The organism is Nonomuraea sp. LPB2021202275-12-8, from assembly GCF_037044575.1.
GTDB lineage: Bacteria > Actinomycetota > Actinomycetes > Streptosporangiales > Streptosporangiaceae > Nonomuraea.
Map to the genome: position 1 here is coordinate 435,012 of NZ_JBAHWD010000005.1, position 14,129 is coordinate 449,140.

General features: G+C 69.4%; 16 protein-coding genes and 1 pseudogene. 7 read left to right on the forward strand and 10 right to left on the reverse strand.

Annotated elements, in window-relative coordinates:
• Window positions 1-8: 8 nt before the first annotated feature.
• From V5E28_RS13000 to V5E28_RS13020, 5 genes and pseudogenes are all read right to left on the reverse strand, one after another.
• Window positions 9-272 (reverse strand): annotated as a pseudogene (locus V5E28_RS13000) (Tn3 family transposase); the annotation flags it as partial.
• On the reverse strand, window positions 179-721 hold the full coding sequence (locus V5E28_RS13005; RefSeq protein ID WP_336207073.1) for a hypothetical protein: 543 nt from the start codon (window positions 719-721) through the stop codon (window positions 179-181). The gene V5E28_RS13005 and the pseudogene V5E28_RS13000, both read right to left, overlap by 94 nt.
• A complete protein-coding gene (locus tag V5E28_RS13010) occupies window positions 703-2,010 on the reverse strand; it encodes a DUF4158 domain-containing protein (RefSeq protein WP_336207074.1) in 1,308 nt (435 codons plus the stop codon). Before V5E28_RS13010 ends, V5E28_RS13005 begins: the two co-directional genes overlap by 19 nt.
• Window positions 2,011-2,350: 340 nt before the next feature.
• The gene (locus V5E28_RS13015; protein WP_336207075.1) at window positions 2,351-3,211 is read right to left on the reverse strand and encodes an MOSC domain-containing protein; all 861 of its coding nucleotides are present in this window, start codon (window positions 3,209-3,211) and stop codon (window positions 2,351-2,353) included.
• A gap of 220 nt (window positions 3,212-3,431) precedes the next feature.
• A complete protein-coding gene (locus V5E28_RS13020; RefSeq protein WP_336207076.1) occupies window positions 3,432-3,905 on the reverse strand; it encodes a CGNR zinc finger domain-containing protein in 474 nt (157 codons plus the stop codon).
• A 153-nt stretch (window positions 3,906-4,058) separates the two neighbouring features.
• On the opposite strand from V5E28_RS13020, the gene V5E28_RS13025 reads away from it, so the two are divergent.
• Complete coding sequence (locus V5E28_RS13025; protein WP_336207077.1) at window positions 4,059-5,294, forward strand: MFS transporter; 1,236 nt, start codon at window positions 4,059-4,061, stop codon at window positions 5,292-5,294.
• Between the two features lie 109 nt (window positions 5,295-5,403).
• Here the strand turns inward: V5E28_RS13025 and V5E28_RS13030 are convergent, their stop codons facing one another.
• From V5E28_RS13030 to V5E28_RS13040, 3 genes are read right to left on the reverse strand one after another with little or no spacing between them, the layout of a single operon-like run.
• The gene (locus V5E28_RS13030; RefSeq protein ID WP_336207078.1) at window positions 5,404-5,886 is read right to left on the reverse strand and encodes a Clp protease N-terminal domain-containing protein; all 483 of its coding nucleotides are present in this window, start codon (window positions 5,884-5,886) and stop codon (window positions 5,404-5,406) included.
• Between the two features lie 3 nt (window positions 5,887-5,889).
• Window positions 5,890-6,120, reverse strand: a complete 231-nt coding sequence (locus tag V5E28_RS13035) for a hypothetical protein (RefSeq protein WP_336207079.1) — start codon at window positions 6,118-6,120, stop codon at window positions 5,890-5,892.
• 28 nt (window positions 6,121-6,148) lie between these two features.
• Entirely contained in the window at window positions 6,149-7,138 is a 990-nt protein-coding gene (locus tag V5E28_RS13040; protein WP_336207080.1) for a LysR family transcriptional regulator, read from the reverse strand.
• 168 nt (window positions 7,139-7,306) lie between these two features.
• Between V5E28_RS13040 and V5E28_RS13045 the strand changes: the two genes are divergently transcribed.
• From V5E28_RS13045 to V5E28_RS13065, 5 genes are read left to right on the forward strand one after another with little or no spacing between them, the layout of a single operon-like run.
• A complete protein-coding gene (locus tag V5E28_RS13045) occupies window positions 7,307-8,146 on the forward strand; it encodes a sugar phosphate isomerase/epimerase family protein (RefSeq protein ID WP_336207081.1) in 840 nt (279 codons plus the stop codon).
• The gene (locus V5E28_RS13050) at window positions 8,143-8,901 is read left to right on the forward strand and encodes an SDR family NAD(P)-dependent oxidoreductase (protein ID WP_336207082.1); all 759 of its coding nucleotides are present in this window, start codon (window positions 8,143-8,145) and stop codon (window positions 8,899-8,901) included. Before V5E28_RS13045 ends, V5E28_RS13050 begins: the two co-directional genes overlap by 4 nt.
• 27 nt (window positions 8,902-8,928) lie before the next feature.
• Window positions 8,929-9,744, forward strand: a complete 816-nt coding sequence (locus tag V5E28_RS13055) for an alpha/beta fold hydrolase (protein WP_336207083.1) — start codon at window positions 8,929-8,931, stop codon at window positions 9,742-9,744.
• 39 nt (window positions 9,745-9,783) lie between these two features.
• Window positions 9,784-11,109 (forward strand): MFS transporter, encoded by a 1,326-nt coding sequence (locus tag V5E28_RS13060; RefSeq protein WP_336207084.1) that lies wholly within the window; start codon window positions 9,784-9,786, stop codon window positions 11,107-11,109.
• A complete protein-coding gene (locus V5E28_RS13065) occupies window positions 11,096-11,782 on the forward strand; it encodes a nitroreductase family protein (RefSeq protein WP_336207085.1) in 687 nt (228 codons plus the stop codon). The genes V5E28_RS13060 and V5E28_RS13065 overlap by 14 nt, the downstream gene beginning before the upstream one ends.
• A 104-nt stretch (window positions 11,783-11,886) precedes the next feature.
• On the opposite strand, the gene V5E28_RS13070 is transcribed toward V5E28_RS13065, so the two are convergent.
• A complete protein-coding gene (locus V5E28_RS13070) occupies window positions 11,887-12,807 on the reverse strand; it encodes an LLM class flavin-dependent oxidoreductase (RefSeq protein ID WP_336207086.1) in 921 nt (306 codons plus the stop codon).
• Window positions 12,808-12,841: 34 nt separating this feature from the next.
• On the opposite strand from V5E28_RS13070, the gene V5E28_RS13075 reads away from it, so the two are divergent.
• Window positions 12,842-13,309 (forward strand): MarR family winged helix-turn-helix transcriptional regulator, encoded by a 468-nt coding sequence (locus tag V5E28_RS13075; RefSeq protein ID WP_336207087.1) that lies wholly within the window; start codon window positions 12,842-12,844, stop codon window positions 13,307-13,309.
• Between the two features lie 9 nt (window positions 13,310-13,318).
• Here V5E28_RS13075 and V5E28_RS13080 read toward each other — a convergent pair whose 3' ends face one another.
• Window positions 13,319-13,990 carry an FAD/NAD(P)-binding oxidoreductase gene (locus V5E28_RS13080; protein WP_336207088.1) on the reverse strand — a complete coding sequence of 224 codons (672 nt, stop codon included), beginning with the start codon at window positions 13,988-13,990 and terminating at the stop codon, window positions 13,319-13,321.
• Between the last annotated feature and the right edge of the window lie 139 nt (window positions 13,991-14,129).

Sequence of the window (14,129 nt, forward strand, 5' to 3'; positions counted from 1 at the left end):
CGCAGAGTAGCGTTCACCAGCGTCGCGATCGCGTTGCGCAGGTTGTCGCGGTTGACGAACAGGTAGCGAGTGGTGCGCAGCGCGGCCTCGCTCTCGCCGTGCTTGCCGCCGTCGGCCACCCGCTTGATCCCGATGTTGGTGCCCAGCGCGTACAACACCAGTAGTAGGCGTTTGCGGATCACCTCCCGCGGGGTGTTCTCCCTCGTGGCGATGGTGGAGAAGTCGTCGGTGAACTGGGTGACGAAGTCGGACTCCTTGAGGAAGTCGAGCAAGTCGATGACCCCCAGCGGGCTGCGACCGCGGCGTGCAGCGCTCGCAGGTTCTCCGGGGTCTTCAGTTTGCCCAGGTCGGGCACGTGCCACATCGGCTCACCGCGGTGGGTCTTGACCTTGGTGCCGCCTGAGCGCTTCTTGGTGATCGCGGTCGCGCAGTCGGCCATGGAGGTGCGCATCGCCTCCTTCAAGGTGGCGATGAACTCGGCTGCGTCCAGGGGCTGGCGCAGGTTCTCGTAGTGCACGTCGCGGTTGTCCTCAAAATCGGCCGGCAGGTCCTCTTCGGGGTTGCGCCAGCGGGCGGCGCCGTCGACGTAGATCTCCCGGCGGCGCAGCGCGTCCTTCACCGCGATCAGCACGCACAACTCGTAGGAGACCCGCTCGACTACCCCGTCGCTGTCGACCACCGCCTCCCGCCAGCCGTCGGGGATCACGCCGGCGATCGGCACCTTATCAACGCGTCATAGTGGCGGATCTTGCTCGGCATGTCGGCGTAGCGGCCCAGCAGGTCCAGGGCGTCCATCACCGGCCGGTAGGCGGTGTTGTTGCACTTGAACTCGATCGCAGCCAGCAGCTTAGGCAGCATCCGCCGGTAGTAGCTGGAGTAGGAGCTGGTCAGCACGGTACGCACCCGCGCCCGGTAGGTCTTGGCGTCGGCCTTGGCTTCGGCTACCAACGCCCGCAGCGTGCTCTCTCCGACCGCGGGGAAGATCACCTGCCGCACCGGCTTGTCCGGAGCGGCAAGGGAGGCCTCGGCGATCGAGTACAGCTTGGCGGTCTTGCCGTGCACCTTCTTGACCTCGGCGTACATCGCCTGCTCAACCCGGCGCTCAGCCTTCGTATTGACCTTCGAGACCAAGCCGATCAACAGGTCCACCAGGGCATCGGTGATCTCAGCGGTACGGCACCAGGCCAACGCGGCCAGCAGCGTCAGGCGCACCGGCTCGGGGTTGGCGGCGAAATCAGAAGGGTGCGACGCCATCGCCCGCGCCCGCCAGGAGGCCACCAGCTTGTCGGAGAACCCGCCGAACAGGTCCGCCGGCAGCCCCAGCGCCTTGCTACGCCGCAGTTTGACGATCTCCTCCAGCAGCGTCTCCAGCCCCAGCCGGCCCGGGTCGGCCTTCAACTCGGCCAAGAACCCGTCCGCACCAGTGGCCAGCTCCAGCAGCGCGGCGGTCGAGTCGGCCGACAGGCATCCGGTCACCCGCTCACAGAACGTCCGCTCGAACCGGGCCCGGCAGCCGCGCACGATGCGTTCGGTCCGGCCGGGCGGCTCGATCTTCAGGTTCCGGCAACGCGACAGCATCGCCGCCCGAATCCCCTCATCGGTCAGCACCATCGGGCAGATGTCACGGGCCAGCCACTCGATCAGCGCGTCCTCATCGGCCCGGGTCGACTCGCGAAAGCCCAGGGCTTTGCGGACTTGGGAGCGGTGGTACTCGATCGTGCTGCCCGTCCACTGGTAGTTGGCCAGCAGGTCCGGCTCGACCTTCACCTGTCCAGCCATGTAGTCCACCGCGGCTTTGGGGAACTCCCCGACATGACGAGGGAAGCGGGCCTCCAGCTCGAAGAACTTGAGCATCAGGCTGAAGCCCAGCCGTGTCGCGCCCGATTTGTTCGACACCAACTCCCAGTCGTCATCCAGCAACGTCCACGCTGCGATCAGCTCTTCCGGTTCCCACTCCCGACGCATCAGCACACCGCCACTCGTCGAACGATCCCCGAGGTCGAGAACCACAGTCGAAGGCCGCAGCACTGCTACCGGACGGTATGCCCGACTCGTGACGATCACGAACCGCAACCGTGATCCACCTCAGAGCTACTTTGGGGCTGCGGTCACGTTCGGGAGAAGACCCCCGAAGACGGTCCAATGCCACAGCGGTCCTCGACGGGGCTGATGAAGAAGTAGGGACACCGACAGTAGGCGCACCACTCCACCCGCGTTTTTCAATCGACATCGCGATCCATCTCGGCAACCGGGCCGTCACACTCACCCTGCCGGTGGCCGGCCAAGCCGGGCCAAAGGAAACGCGGAAGTACAGGGCAGGAATCAAACTCCCGTGCGCTGCCGCTTCGACTCACACAGAGGCCGGACCGAGGATTTCCCGACTCGCTTCCGGCGTCCAAGAACTGACTCTCACCCCGTTTCCGACTGCGAGCCGGCCCGGCCGTAAGACGGAGAACTTGGCGCCGAATGCGACCCCGCCTCCCGCCGCACGCCGGTACCTTGCGAGCGTCCGCAGCGGCTCGGGGCCTGCTTTGCCGCCGGTGTCCTGGTCGATCATTGTGACGGCGCATCGGATGGCGAGCTTGGCATATCCGAGCTCGGCTGTGCCGATGGCGACGACTCGGGCGCGATCCTCCAGGTGCGGCTCGTCCCACCCGTCGATCACGATGTTGGGACGGAAGCGTTTCATGGGCAACGGCACCTCCAGACGCCGGTTCAGCTCGTCGAGTGAAGCCTGGGAAACGGCGTGGACAGGGCTGCTGTCGGCATAGCCGGAGGTTCCTGGAGTCCAGCCATCGGTAACCCGATCGTGTTCCGGCGGCATTCGGACCAGCCGACGCCGCCCGCCCAGGAGCGCGGACAACCACGCGGCGGCGTCCGCGCCCTGGTCGATGCCGCGGTACGGCGTCCCGAACAGCCGAACGAGACACCGAGGAGAGGTGAGATCAACGCTGATGTGCAGATCTGCGACGCCAGGCGCCCGCAGCGTGAGTCGGGAGCCGTCCTCATCGATCGCAGGCCGGATGATGGCCAGGCGTGGATCGCCCCGCTGACTGCGGAAGTCTCCATCGTTGTCGACCACCATGAAGGCACGGTCGTGTTCGAGACCGGTCGCCGCCAATTTCGCGCTCGTCAGCTCGATCCCGGCGCATCCTTTGACGGGATATGTGATCAGTCGTCGGACGACCCCAGCCGCCTCGTACTCACCCATGTCTGGAAGGTACAAAGGTCATGTCGTTCTGCGGTAGGTCGGAGAGCGAAATCTTACACAATCTAGTGAACTTAGAGCGCTCTCTTCCTGCTGTCATGGTGCCGGACCGAGAGTGGCTGGTCCGCTGGCCAACGGGCGTCATCACATCCGAGCACCATGTGATCGAAGTGGGAGGCTGCCGATTGCACCGAGGACCGCTGTTGGACGTCACCAGTCTTGATCAGGTTCGGCGGCGGCTGCGGTAGGCGGCGGTCTTGGCGCGAGCCGTACACGGCGCGCCGCAATAGCGGCGCGAGGCGTTGCGGGTGAGGTCGATGTAGACCGCCTCGCACTGGTGTGCCGCGCACTGTCCGAAGCGGTCTGAGCCGTAGCCGTCCACGATGAGGGCCAGCGCCGTGGCGAACTCGCCGCCCAAGGCCTCCACCTGAGTGCCGCCCGAACCGTGGAAGTGCAGATGGAACGGCTGGCCGACATCTTCCACCAGGTACGGTTGCGCGCCGTACCTGCGGATCATGGCGTTGATGCGGGCGGCCTGGTCCGCTGGATGCTCGGCCAGCAGCGCCTGCCGCAGCTCGGTGGCCAGCTCGGCCAGGTGCCGCCCCGCGTCCGGGAGCGCGCGCAACGCCGCACTCGTGCGGTCGCCGAGGTGGGCGGCGAACGTCGTCGCCAGCTCCTCACCTGCCAGTGGTTGCACAGAGGCGCCACCCCGCCAGTGTGCCGTGGCCAGATTGACCAGCTCGGTGATCAGCGGCGACTGCCGGGTTACGTTACAGGCTATTTCCACTTGACCGGTAACACCTTCCCGTGTGTCATAGGCATAATGCAGTTAGATAGTAACGGAGTCGCCGTGTTCGCGTCCTATCGCCGCCTGCTCGCCCAGCCGGGTGTCCCCCACCTGCTTGTCACCGGGCTCATCGTCAAGCTGGGTACACCCGTGCTCAGCCTGGCCCTGCTGCTGGCCGCCGTAGACCGGCTCGGTTCTTACGCCACCGCCGGCCTTGTGCTCACCGGCCACGCGCTGGCCCTGGCCCTGTGTGCGCCACTCGGTGGGCGCATCGCCGACCGGTACGGCCCGCGCCCGGCCTTGACCGGCTACCTGGCCACCCACGCCCTCGCCTACGCTCTCCTCCTCCTCCTCGCCCCGCCTGCCTTCATGATCGGTGCCGCGGTACTGCTCGGCGCGACCACCCCGCCTGCCGGATCAGTCATCAGAGGAGCCTGGCCACGCCTCGTCCCCGGCGCCATCCTGCCCGCCGCGTACGCGGTCGACAACGCCGTCAACGAGCTGATGTTCATCGCCGGTCCCCTGCTCGTGGCGGTCCTGACCCTGGCCATTCCGGCCCACGGCGTGGTGACCGCCGCCGGCGCCGCCGTCCTGCTCGGCACCGCGCTCCTTCTGGCTTCCCCCGCGGTACGGCAAGCAGCACCCATGCCACCGGGCAGACTTCGCCTGGCCGGGCCGCTCACCCACCGGCCCACCCTCCTATGGCTGACGATCGCCGCCTTCGGCACCTTCACCTTCGGCTGCCTACGCATTGCCACCGTCGCCTCGGCCACCACCTTCGGCTCCGCCGCCTCCGCCGGCGTGCTGATGGGTTTGCTGTCGGCCGGCGCCCTGATCGGCACCCTCGGGTACGGCGCGCGGGCCTGGCCCTTCGCCGGCGGGCGCCTTCTCGTCCTCCTCTCGCTCGCCGAGGCGGCCATCCTGCTGGGCGGGGGCTGGGCACCCGGCTTCGTGACGCTTGCCGTACTGATCACTCTTGTCGGGCTGGTGACCGGGCCGCGCGACGCGGTCGTGCCGACCCTGCTCGCCGAGCATGCCAGCGCTCTCTACCGGACCGAGGTCTTCGCCTGGCTCAACACCTTCATGTGGGTCGGCTACGGCCTTGGCACCGCCTTCGCCGGCCAGCTCACGGGCCCCCATGACACGGGCATCGCCGCTTTCGGCGCAGCCGCAGCCGCCGCCGTGGCGGGTGCGATCCTGGCAGCCGTCGCCAACCGGATCGCCTCGCGCCTGCCGACGCCTGCCCAGATGCAGGCTGAAGGTCCTTCCCGTGAAACTGATCGCTCAGCTGACAGCTGAGGCGCGATAAGGCCCTGGGGCAGGTTGAGATATCGGGACATCCCGCCACGTGTCCGTGTGTCGCCGAGGTCCACCCCCGTTAGTGGCAGCATCCACGAACGTCTTGGCGCTACCCCCCTTCGAGGGTGAGGGACCGCATGACGCGCGCCGCCAGCTCGGCCTGGTCGACCCCCGCGAGGGTGAGCGCGCGCGGGACGGTGCCGGCCTGCGCCCGCAGGACTCCTAGCAGCAGGTGCGCCGGTCGCAGGTCCCTTTTGCGGTCGGCTGAGGCGAAGCCGCGTTCGAGCGCTAGCTTGGCCGAGGCTCCCAGCTGCGTCGAAGGCTTGGCGGCCCTGCTCGGCCGCGGGAGGTCGAAGGCGGCGAGGGACACTCCCGCCGCGCTCAGGCTGTGTTCGAACTCCCGGTCCAGCGCGTCGCGGATCGCCTGGTGATCGAGCCCGGCCGACGTCAGCACCTGCCGAGTGCCGGTCTCCCCCTTAACGGCGATCGCCAGCAGGAGATGGTGGGCCTCGATCGTGGCCGATCCGGTTTCCTGTGCCTCGCATCCCGCCTGCTCGATGATCGCGTTGATGTAGTGGTCGATGGTCGCCATCGGTCAGCGTCTCCTCAGCTTGACGCCTGCGGCGATGAGCCGCTTGGCATGCTTCTTGTGGACCGCCTGGCGCGTCACGCCGAGCGCCTCCGCGACCTGCGGCCAGCTCCAGCCGGCTCGCATCGCCTGCTCGACGGCGGCGTCCTCGATCTGATCGGCCAGGCGCCGCAACGCCGCCACAGCAGCCAGCGCGTCGGCAGGCTCCTGAGAAGCGGGAATCTCATCAGCGGACATGCAGCAACCGTAGTTGACTAAGTCCATATTAGTCAACTCGGGTTGCTGACCGACGGGCGCCGCCGTGGTCGCCCTCGCCGAGACGCGCGGTCTCCTCGGTCAGGTGCTCGCGGACGAGCTTGACCTGCTGTGCGCCGGCAGGGTCATCCGCCGTGACCGTCCGCACGACGTCGGCCACCTCGTCCACCACCGCCCGCGTGGGTCGCTGGCACACCAGCCACGTGGTCATCACGGCCTGGGGCAGCCCGTCGACGGGCCGCCAGCGCCAGCCGGGCAGCCGCAGCGCGGCGGCGTGCGAGGCGACCAGCGCGGCATCGGATCGGGTCGCCTGCGCGCAGGCCAGAACATGCTCGGTGAACTGGGCGAACTGCCAGTACGGCTGGACGCCGGCGGCCAGCACGGCCGCTGTGACGCTCTCGCGGGAGGGCTCCCGTTCACGGGCATGCACGAGCACCCGCAGAGCATGAAGGTCACCGATCTGATAGCGAGACTCGTCGGCCAGCGGGTGGCCGGGCCGCACCGCGATGCCGAGGACCTCCTCGCGCAGCAGCCATGAGGCGTGGTGGCCGGGCGGCTGCTGATGGACCAGGCACAGATCGAGCCTGCCCTCGTGGAGCAGGCGAAGTTGCTCCAGGCTCGTGGCTTCCACATAGTTCAGCTCGGCATGGGGCAGCGCCCGGTCCACCGCCTCGACGATGGACGACAGCCAGGAGCCGGGCGTGGCGGGAGGCACCCCTATCGAGACCACCTGGCGCGCCCGAGTCGCCTCCGAAACGATCTCCTGGGTGGCTGCGGCCAGGCCCAGGATCTGCCGGGCGTGCTGCAGCAGGGCCTCTCCGCTCGGCGTCAGCCGCACTCCGCGGGAGGTGCGCTCGAACAGCCGCTGGCCGAGCCGCCGTTCCAGATCCATGATCTGCCGGCTCAACGACGGTTGCGAGACCAGCAAGCGCTGAGCGGCCTGATAGAACGAGCCCTCCTCCGCCACCGCGGCGAAGTATCGCAGGTGCCGAAGTTCCACGGTCTCTCCTCGCCTGACTGCTCAGCTATGCCTGCGAAACATAGCAAATGTGCCTACAAGGACTTGGACTGCGAGGTATGTCCGGCCCTGTACTGATGTCGACGGTCATCACTGATGGTGACGCGACACGGTGAGCAGCTCTCCATGCTGCGTTCTTCGAGGAGAAAGATGAGGCTTGGCGTGTGTTCGGCTTGCCTGCCCGACCTGGCACCGGACGAGGCGGCCGGGGCGGCGGCCGCAGCGGGGTATGCGGGAATCGAATGGCGGGTCTCCGCCGAGACCGGATCGCCGGGACCGGCGCACTTTCTGACGAACAACCGCTGCACCCTGCGCCCGACAAGAGATGACATCCGCCGGGCGCGGGAGCTGTGTGACCGCGCGGGCCTGGCCGTCATCGGCCTGAGCGGCTACGTCCCGGCCGGCGACCTGCAGGGAGTCGAGCACCTGATGAGGCTGGCGGCCGAGGCGGGAACGCCGCGGATACGCCTGTGGGCCCCGCGCATGACGGACGGAGGGTTCCGCCAGGCGCTCGGCCAGGGGATCGAGTTCTTCGACAAGGTCGCGGTCCTGGCCGGTCGCTTCGGCGTCCAGGCGCTGCTGGAGATGCACCAGCGGACGATCTGCCCGAGTACGGCGTTGGCCATGCAGGTCGTGGGACATTTGCCGCCGCACCTGGTGGGAGTCGTCTACGACCCCGGCAATGGCGTGGTGGAGGGGTCAGAGGATCCCCGGATGGCACTGCAGATTCTCGGCGAGCATTTGGCGCACGTGCACATCAAGAACGTCGCCTTCGAACGCCCCGAGGGCGGCGGCCCGTGGCGGCATCGCTGGATGCCGATGGATGACGGCCTGCTCGACGTGCCCGCGATCCTGCGGCTGCTCGAAAGCACCGGCTACCGCGGATGGGTGTCGGTGGAGGACTTCAGCACCGATCGGCCGCCGCGCGAGGCCCTCGCCTTCAACGCCGCCTACCTGCGCGGCCATGCCGTGGCGGGAGCGCGACGGTGAGTGCGCAGGGGGCGATCGTCACCGGCGGAGCGGGCGTCCTGGGCACGGCCATCGCCGCTCAGCTGGCCGCCGACGGATTCGACGTGACGCTCTTCGACATCGACGAAGAGGCCGTCGCCGACGCGGCGAGCCGCCTGTCGTCAGCCGTCGGCCGGACGGTCAGCGGCTATCGGGTCGACGTGAGCGACCCTGAGGCGGTCCGTGACGGGATCGCCCGTCTGGAGCACGCGGGAGGACGCCTGGACTGCCTGGTGAACAACGCCGCCATCAACATCCGCCAACCCCTGGCAGGGCAGGTTCCTGGCACCTGGGACACGATGATGGCCGTGAACGTGCGCGGGCCGATGCTGCTGTGCCAGGCGATCCGGCCTTGGTGGCAGCGTCACGGCCGGGGCCGGGTGATCAACCTGAGCTCCCGCACCTGGCTCGGCGGCGGCCCCACCGGGTACGTCACCTCCAAAGCCGCTGTCGTGGGCCTGACCCGAAGCCTGGCCGTCGAACTCGGCCCCATCGGCGTCACCGTCAACGCCGTGGCGCCCAGCGTGGTGGAAACCCCGTTCACGAAGTCGGGACGTACGGACCGGGAGTTCGAGGAGTTCGCCGGCCGCCACCGGGCGATGACACCGCTGGGCCGCCTGGCCCGGCCCCAGGACGTGGCCGACGCCGTCTGCTTCCTCGCCGGCGACCGGGCCGCCTTCATCACCGGCGAAGTCCTGCACGTGTGCGGCGGCGCCCAGCTCGCACCCTCGGCCTGACCATCGACCCGCGCGAAAGAGCATCCTGTGCCCTATCTCGAACGTCCCGGCGTGCGCCTTTTCTACGCCGACTACCCTCCCGCCCCCGGGACCCGGCCGCCGCTCAACGTGCTCCTCGTGCACGGCCTGTGGGGCGCGGCCGAAGGATGGATCTACCAGATCCCCACCCTGCGCACCCATCACCGCACCGTGGCGGTGGACCTTCGCGGCCACGGACGCTCCGGCGGCCCATCGGCGGGTTATGACATCGGCGACCACGCCGAAGACCTGTCGGCCCTGATCCGCCACGCCGGACTGGCGCCGGCCGTCGTGCTCGCCCACTCGATGGGCTGCTCGGTGGCCTCGGTCCTGGCCGCCCGCCACCCCGATCTCGTCCGCGCCCTGGTGCTGATCGACCCCGACTACGCCGGCGACCCCGGTGAGCGGGAGTGGATGGCCCGCCTGGCCGACGACCTGGAGGGACCGGACGGCGACCAGATCGCCCAGGACCTGATCAGCGACCGCTTCCACACCCCGGCCACTCCCGGCCATCTGCGCACCTGGCACCTGCTGGACGTCCTGTCACGACCGGCCTGGCTCAGGGCCCGGACCTTCCGGCACAGCGCCTTCGGCCCCAACAGCCTGCGTTTCCGCCCCCAGGCCGAGCCCGTCCTGCGCCGTCGCCGCCAGCCGGTGCTGGCCTTCCACCGCCACGCGGCGCGGGCCCAGGTGGAGCGGATGTGCCTGTCGCACGACTACAGCGAGATCGTCCTGCACCCCCAGGCCGGCCACTTCCTCCACCAGGAGCTGTCCGGCGACGTCAACGACTCCCTCATGCGCTGGCTGTCCGCCCTTCCCCGATAGCCGCCCGCCACCCCCCACCGGAAAGGAACGCAAGCAGCAATGGCAGTCAACGAGAGCCTGGCGCCGCACGACGCCTCCATCCCCCGATCATCGCCGCCGTCCAAGGCCCGCGCCTGGGGCGTCACCGCCGTGCTGGTCCTCTCCGCGGTGGTGGTGTTCCTGGACAAGGCCCTGCTGGGCCTGGTCGCCAAGCCGATGAGCGCCGAACTGGGCCTCTCGGCCGCCGGTTTCGGCAGCCTGGGCAGTGCCTCCTATCTGCTGTTCGGCGCGACCTGCATCGCCGTCAGCTTCGCCGCACAACGGATCTCCCCACGGTGGGTCCTGCTGGTCTGCGGCCTGCTGTGGGCCGTCGGCCAGGTGCCCGCCGTCGTCGCCGCCACCGGCGGCATGCTGTACGCCAGCAGAATCCTCGTCGGAGCCGCGGAAGGACCGGCCAACCCGCTGTCCATGACCGTGCTGTACTCATGGTTCCCCAATGACCGGCGCGGCCTGCCCCAGGCGCTCTACACCGCGGGCGCCGCCGTCGCGAAGATCGCCATGGCGCCCCTCCTGACCTTGATCATCGTCGGATTCGGCTGGCGGGCCGGATTCCTCACCGTGGGAGCGCTCGCGCTGGGCTGGTCGCTGCTGTGGCTGGCCACCGGACGGCTCGGCCCGTACGGAGCCGCCCAAAGCGGCGGCGACCAGCCGCGGCCCGTTCGGACGGACCGCGTCCCCTGGCGCCGCGCGCTGCTCAACCGCACCTTCATCGGCTGCTTCATCGCCTACTTCGCCCAGAACGCGCTCGCCGCCATCATCTTCACCTGGCTGCCGTCCTACTTCGAGAACGCGCTGGGATTCTCCCCGGAGGCGGCCGGGTCGCTGTTCGGGCTGCCCAGCGCGCTCGGCATCGTGGCGCTGGTCGCCTCCGGAGCGGCCACCGACCGGCTCCTGCGCGCCGGCGTCACCTCCAGGCGGGCACGCGGCCTGCTCGGCGGCGCCTGCCTCACCGTCGCCGGCATCCTGCTGACGTTGCTGCCACTGATCCACACGCCGCTGCCGGCCATCATCCTGCTGATGCTCGGCTACGGCATCTCGGTCACCGTCAACACCTTCGCCAACCCGGCCGTGGCCGAGCTCGTGCCCGCCGCCCAGCGCGTCGGCATCCTCGGCGTCTTCTCCGGGCTCAGCGTCAGCGCCGGGATCGTCAGCCCCATCATCACCGGATGGCTGCTGGATCGAGCCACCACCCCGGAGTCGGGCTACACCACCGCCTTCCTCCTCAGCGGCATCGCGCTGGCCGTCGCCGGAGCGCTGTTCGCCCTGCTGGTCGACCCCGAACGTGACCGCTACGTCCCCACCAGGAGTGACCATGTCCCAGCCTGAGATCTCCCACGAGCGCCACCCCTTGCTGAACCTCACCCCGGACGAGCTTCTCAGCACGACCCGCGCGGTGCGCCGCAGGCTGGACGTGACCAAGCCGGTCCCGCGTGAGGTGCTCCTCGACTGCGCCCGCCTGGCGCAGCAGGCGCCCACCGGACGCAACCGGCAACGCTGGGACTTCGTCTTCGTCACCGACGCCGCCCAGCGACGCGCCATGGCCGATCTGTGGCGGCGCGGCCTGACCGACCCCGCCTCGGCGCACTCCCACGACGGCCCCAGCCGCCACGACTTCACGGCTGAGGCGGGCTGGCAGGCGATCGCCGACAGCCTCCACCACCTCGTCGACATCCTTGACCAGGTGCCCGTCCTGCTGGTGCCCTGCATCCAGGTGGGATCGCGGGCAGAGCTGGACGATCCGGCGACCCAGGCCGGAACCTGGGGCTCGGTACTGCCCGCCGTGTGGAGCTTCATGCTGGCCGCACGCAGCCGAGGGCTCGGCACCGTTTGGACCACGCCGCACCTCAACTACGAACGCCAGGCGGCGACGCTGCTCGGCCTGCCGTACGAGACGACCGTCCAATGCGCGTTGATCCCCATCGCCTGGACGATCGGTACGCAGTTCAAACCGGCCCGCCGCGTTCCGGTCACCGAGGTGGTCCACTGGAATCACTGGTAGAGCCGACAGAGGTGGGTCAGCAGGGCTCGGCCGATCATCCTCTGGCCCACTGTCTGCCCGGTTCACCCGCTGTCTCGTCCGGCGGGCCGGTTCTGCTCTGGGACTCACCTCTTGACGGCCTCGCGGACCGCGGGGACGATCTCCTGCGCCCACAGCCCGAGCGTGACGTCCAGGGGCGTGTCGCCGGCGGCGAAGTGGACGAAGCCGGATGCGCCATGCTCCAGCACCGCGCCGGTGAGCTCCTCGACCCACTGCCCGACCGAGCCGCCTATCCAGCGACCGTCGCCGTCGCGTGTGGAGGCGCGGGGCGTGGACGTGATGAGGCCCGGCAGGTTGTAGATCGTCGCGATGTCGGCGGGATCCCGGCCCGCGGCGGCCGCCGCCTCGTCGACGAGTGGGCGGGACTCGCGGTACCGCGGGCTGAGCCAGTCGGAGGCGTGACCGGGGATCCAGCCGTCGGCCAGCCTGCCGGTGACGGCCAGCGATTTGGGCCCCACCGAGCCGGTCCACACCGGCGGGGCCGGCTCGGTGGCCGGTTCGAGCGCGGTGACCTGGTAGAACTCGCCGTCGAAGGTCACCGGGCGACCGCCGCCGGACAGCTCTCGGATCAAGGTGATCGCCTCTTCAAGCGCTCGGACGGCGGCTGCGGGGCCCAGCCGCGGCACGCCCAGCTTGGTGATCTCGTCCCACAGGCCGCCCGCGCCCATCCCCAGGACGACGCGGCCGCCCGACAGGGCTGACAGAGAGGTGATCGTGCGTGCCAGCATGGGCGCGGGGCGGCTCGGCAGGTTGGTGACGCTGACCAGGCCCGCGATGCTCGTGGTCCGGCCGAGGGCGACCCCCACGATGGAGTAGGCGTCGAGCCGGCCGCCGACGTAGGGATGGTCGGAGACGGTGAACAGGTCGAGGCCCTGCTCGTCCGCCTGGGCCGCGAGCCGCAGTGTCTCCGGTGCCGCGCCGGCCGCGGTACTGATGCCGGCTCCGAACAGCGGCTCACGTACGGGATAGTTCGGGGTCCGAATCATATGGTTGTAATCTCCGTTCATGGAGGTGCGCTGAATGGGCAAGGCCGACGGTGAGCAGATGGGGATCGCCACCGCGCTGGTGCGCTCCTCGTTCCTGGTGAACGCCGTGTACGCCGAGGCGAGCCGGGGGTTCGGGCTGACCCCGCAGCAGGGCCAGCTGCTCTGCGTGCTGATGGCGCAGCCGTACGGGATGAGCGAGCTGGGCGCGATGCTGGGGCTGGCCAAGTCGAGCCTCACGGGCATGGTGGACAGGACCGCCCAACGCGGTCTGGTACGGCGCGAGCCCGATCCCGAGGACGGGCGCGCGATCCGGGTCGCGCTCACCGCGGCGGGCGGCGAGCTCGCCGACGAGTTCTTCGCCGAGACCTGCCGCCGGATCGAGGCGCTGCCGGCGCGGCTCGGCGACGACGACCGCGACCGGCTCGCGCACCTGCTCAGCCAGGTGGTGCGAGACAACCTGGTGCCGGTCGTCTTCCTGGAGGCGGCAGCCTACGAACGCTGAGCGCACGGGTCAGGCGACGCCGAACAGCTCGGCGAACCGGCCGGTGAGCAGGTCCTCGCCCTTGTACTCGGCGACGTCGAGATACCCGCCGTTGATGCTCACGCCGTAGCAGCGGAACCAGATGTCGGCGGAGACGTCCCCGCTGGTGGTCGCGACGGTGAAGGTTTTGGCCCGCCCCGGCTCGGCCGGTGGCTCCTCGGTCAGTGCGGTGCCGAGCCGCAGTTCCACGCCCAGCGCGTCGAGCTGGCGGTGGAGGTCTTCGCGCATCTCCGGCTCGAAGCCGGGGACCAGTTGCTCGGCCGGGTCGACGATGGTCACGTGCTTGTCCGGCCACACGGCCTTGATCTCGCCGGACAGCTCCAGGCCGACCGGCCCGGCGCCGACGAGCAGCACTCGCGCGGCGTCCGCGAGCTCGGCATGGGCCGCGTGGATCCGCTCCAACGCCTCACTGGAGAGGTCGCTGTCGATCTTGGCCGGGAAGGCGTAGCCGGAGCCGGTTGCCAGGACGAGATAGTCGGCGTCGATACGCTCCCCGGAGGCGAGGGTGACACCGTTGGGATCGACCGAGACCGCCCGCCCTCGAGCGACCCGCCCCCGCCGCAGCAGCGTGTCATAGGGGAAGAAGATGTTCGCGACCGCCGCGCCTCCGTAACCTCCGCCGATTACCGCGACTGTACTCATGTGTCCTCGCTCCAAATTACTTCGTGGAGCGAACCGAAATAGTTCGCACCCCGAACCGTAATAGTTCGTAGAGCGAACTGCAAGCGCGATCGACCGCTGGGGCAAGCGGGCTGCTCACCCTGGAAGCGGCCCTGACCGG

Excerpts from the sequence above, each read along its gene's own strand:
- V5E28_RS13015 (WP_336207075.1), bottom strand. The coding sequence starts at position 3,211 with ATGGGTGAGTACGAGGCGGCTGGGGTCGTCCGACGACTGATCACATAT.
- V5E28_RS13030 (WP_336207078.1), bottom strand. The coding sequence starts at position 5,886 with ATGGCGACCATCGACCACTACATCAACGCGATCATCGAGCAGGCGGGA.
- V5E28_RS13035 (WP_336207079.1), bottom strand. The coding sequence starts at position 6,120 with ATGTCCGCTGATGAGATTCCCGCTTCTCAGGAGCCTGCCGACGCGCTG.
- V5E28_RS13045 (WP_336207081.1), top strand. The coding sequence starts at position 7,307 with ATGAGGCTTGGCGTGTGTTCGGCTTGCCTGCCCGACCTGGCACCGGAC.
- V5E28_RS13060 (WP_336207084.1), top strand. The coding sequence starts at position 9,784 with ATGGCAGTCAACGAGAGCCTGGCGCCGCACGACGCCTCCATCCCCCGA.
- V5E28_RS13065 (WP_336207085.1), top strand. The coding sequence starts at position 11,096 with ATGTCCCAGCCTGAGATCTCCCACGAGCGCCACCCCTTGCTGAACCTC.
- V5E28_RS13070 (WP_336207086.1), bottom strand. The coding sequence starts at position 12,807 with ATGATTCGGACCCCGAACTATCCCGTACGTGAGCCGCTGTTCGGAGCC.
- V5E28_RS13075 (WP_336207087.1), top strand. The coding sequence starts at position 12,842 with ATGGGCAAGGCCGACGGTGAGCAGATGGGGATCGCCACCGCGCTGGTG.
- V5E28_RS13080 (WP_336207088.1), bottom strand. The coding sequence starts at position 13,990 with ATGAGTACAGTCGCGGTAATCGGCGGAGGTTACGGAGGCGCGGCGGTC.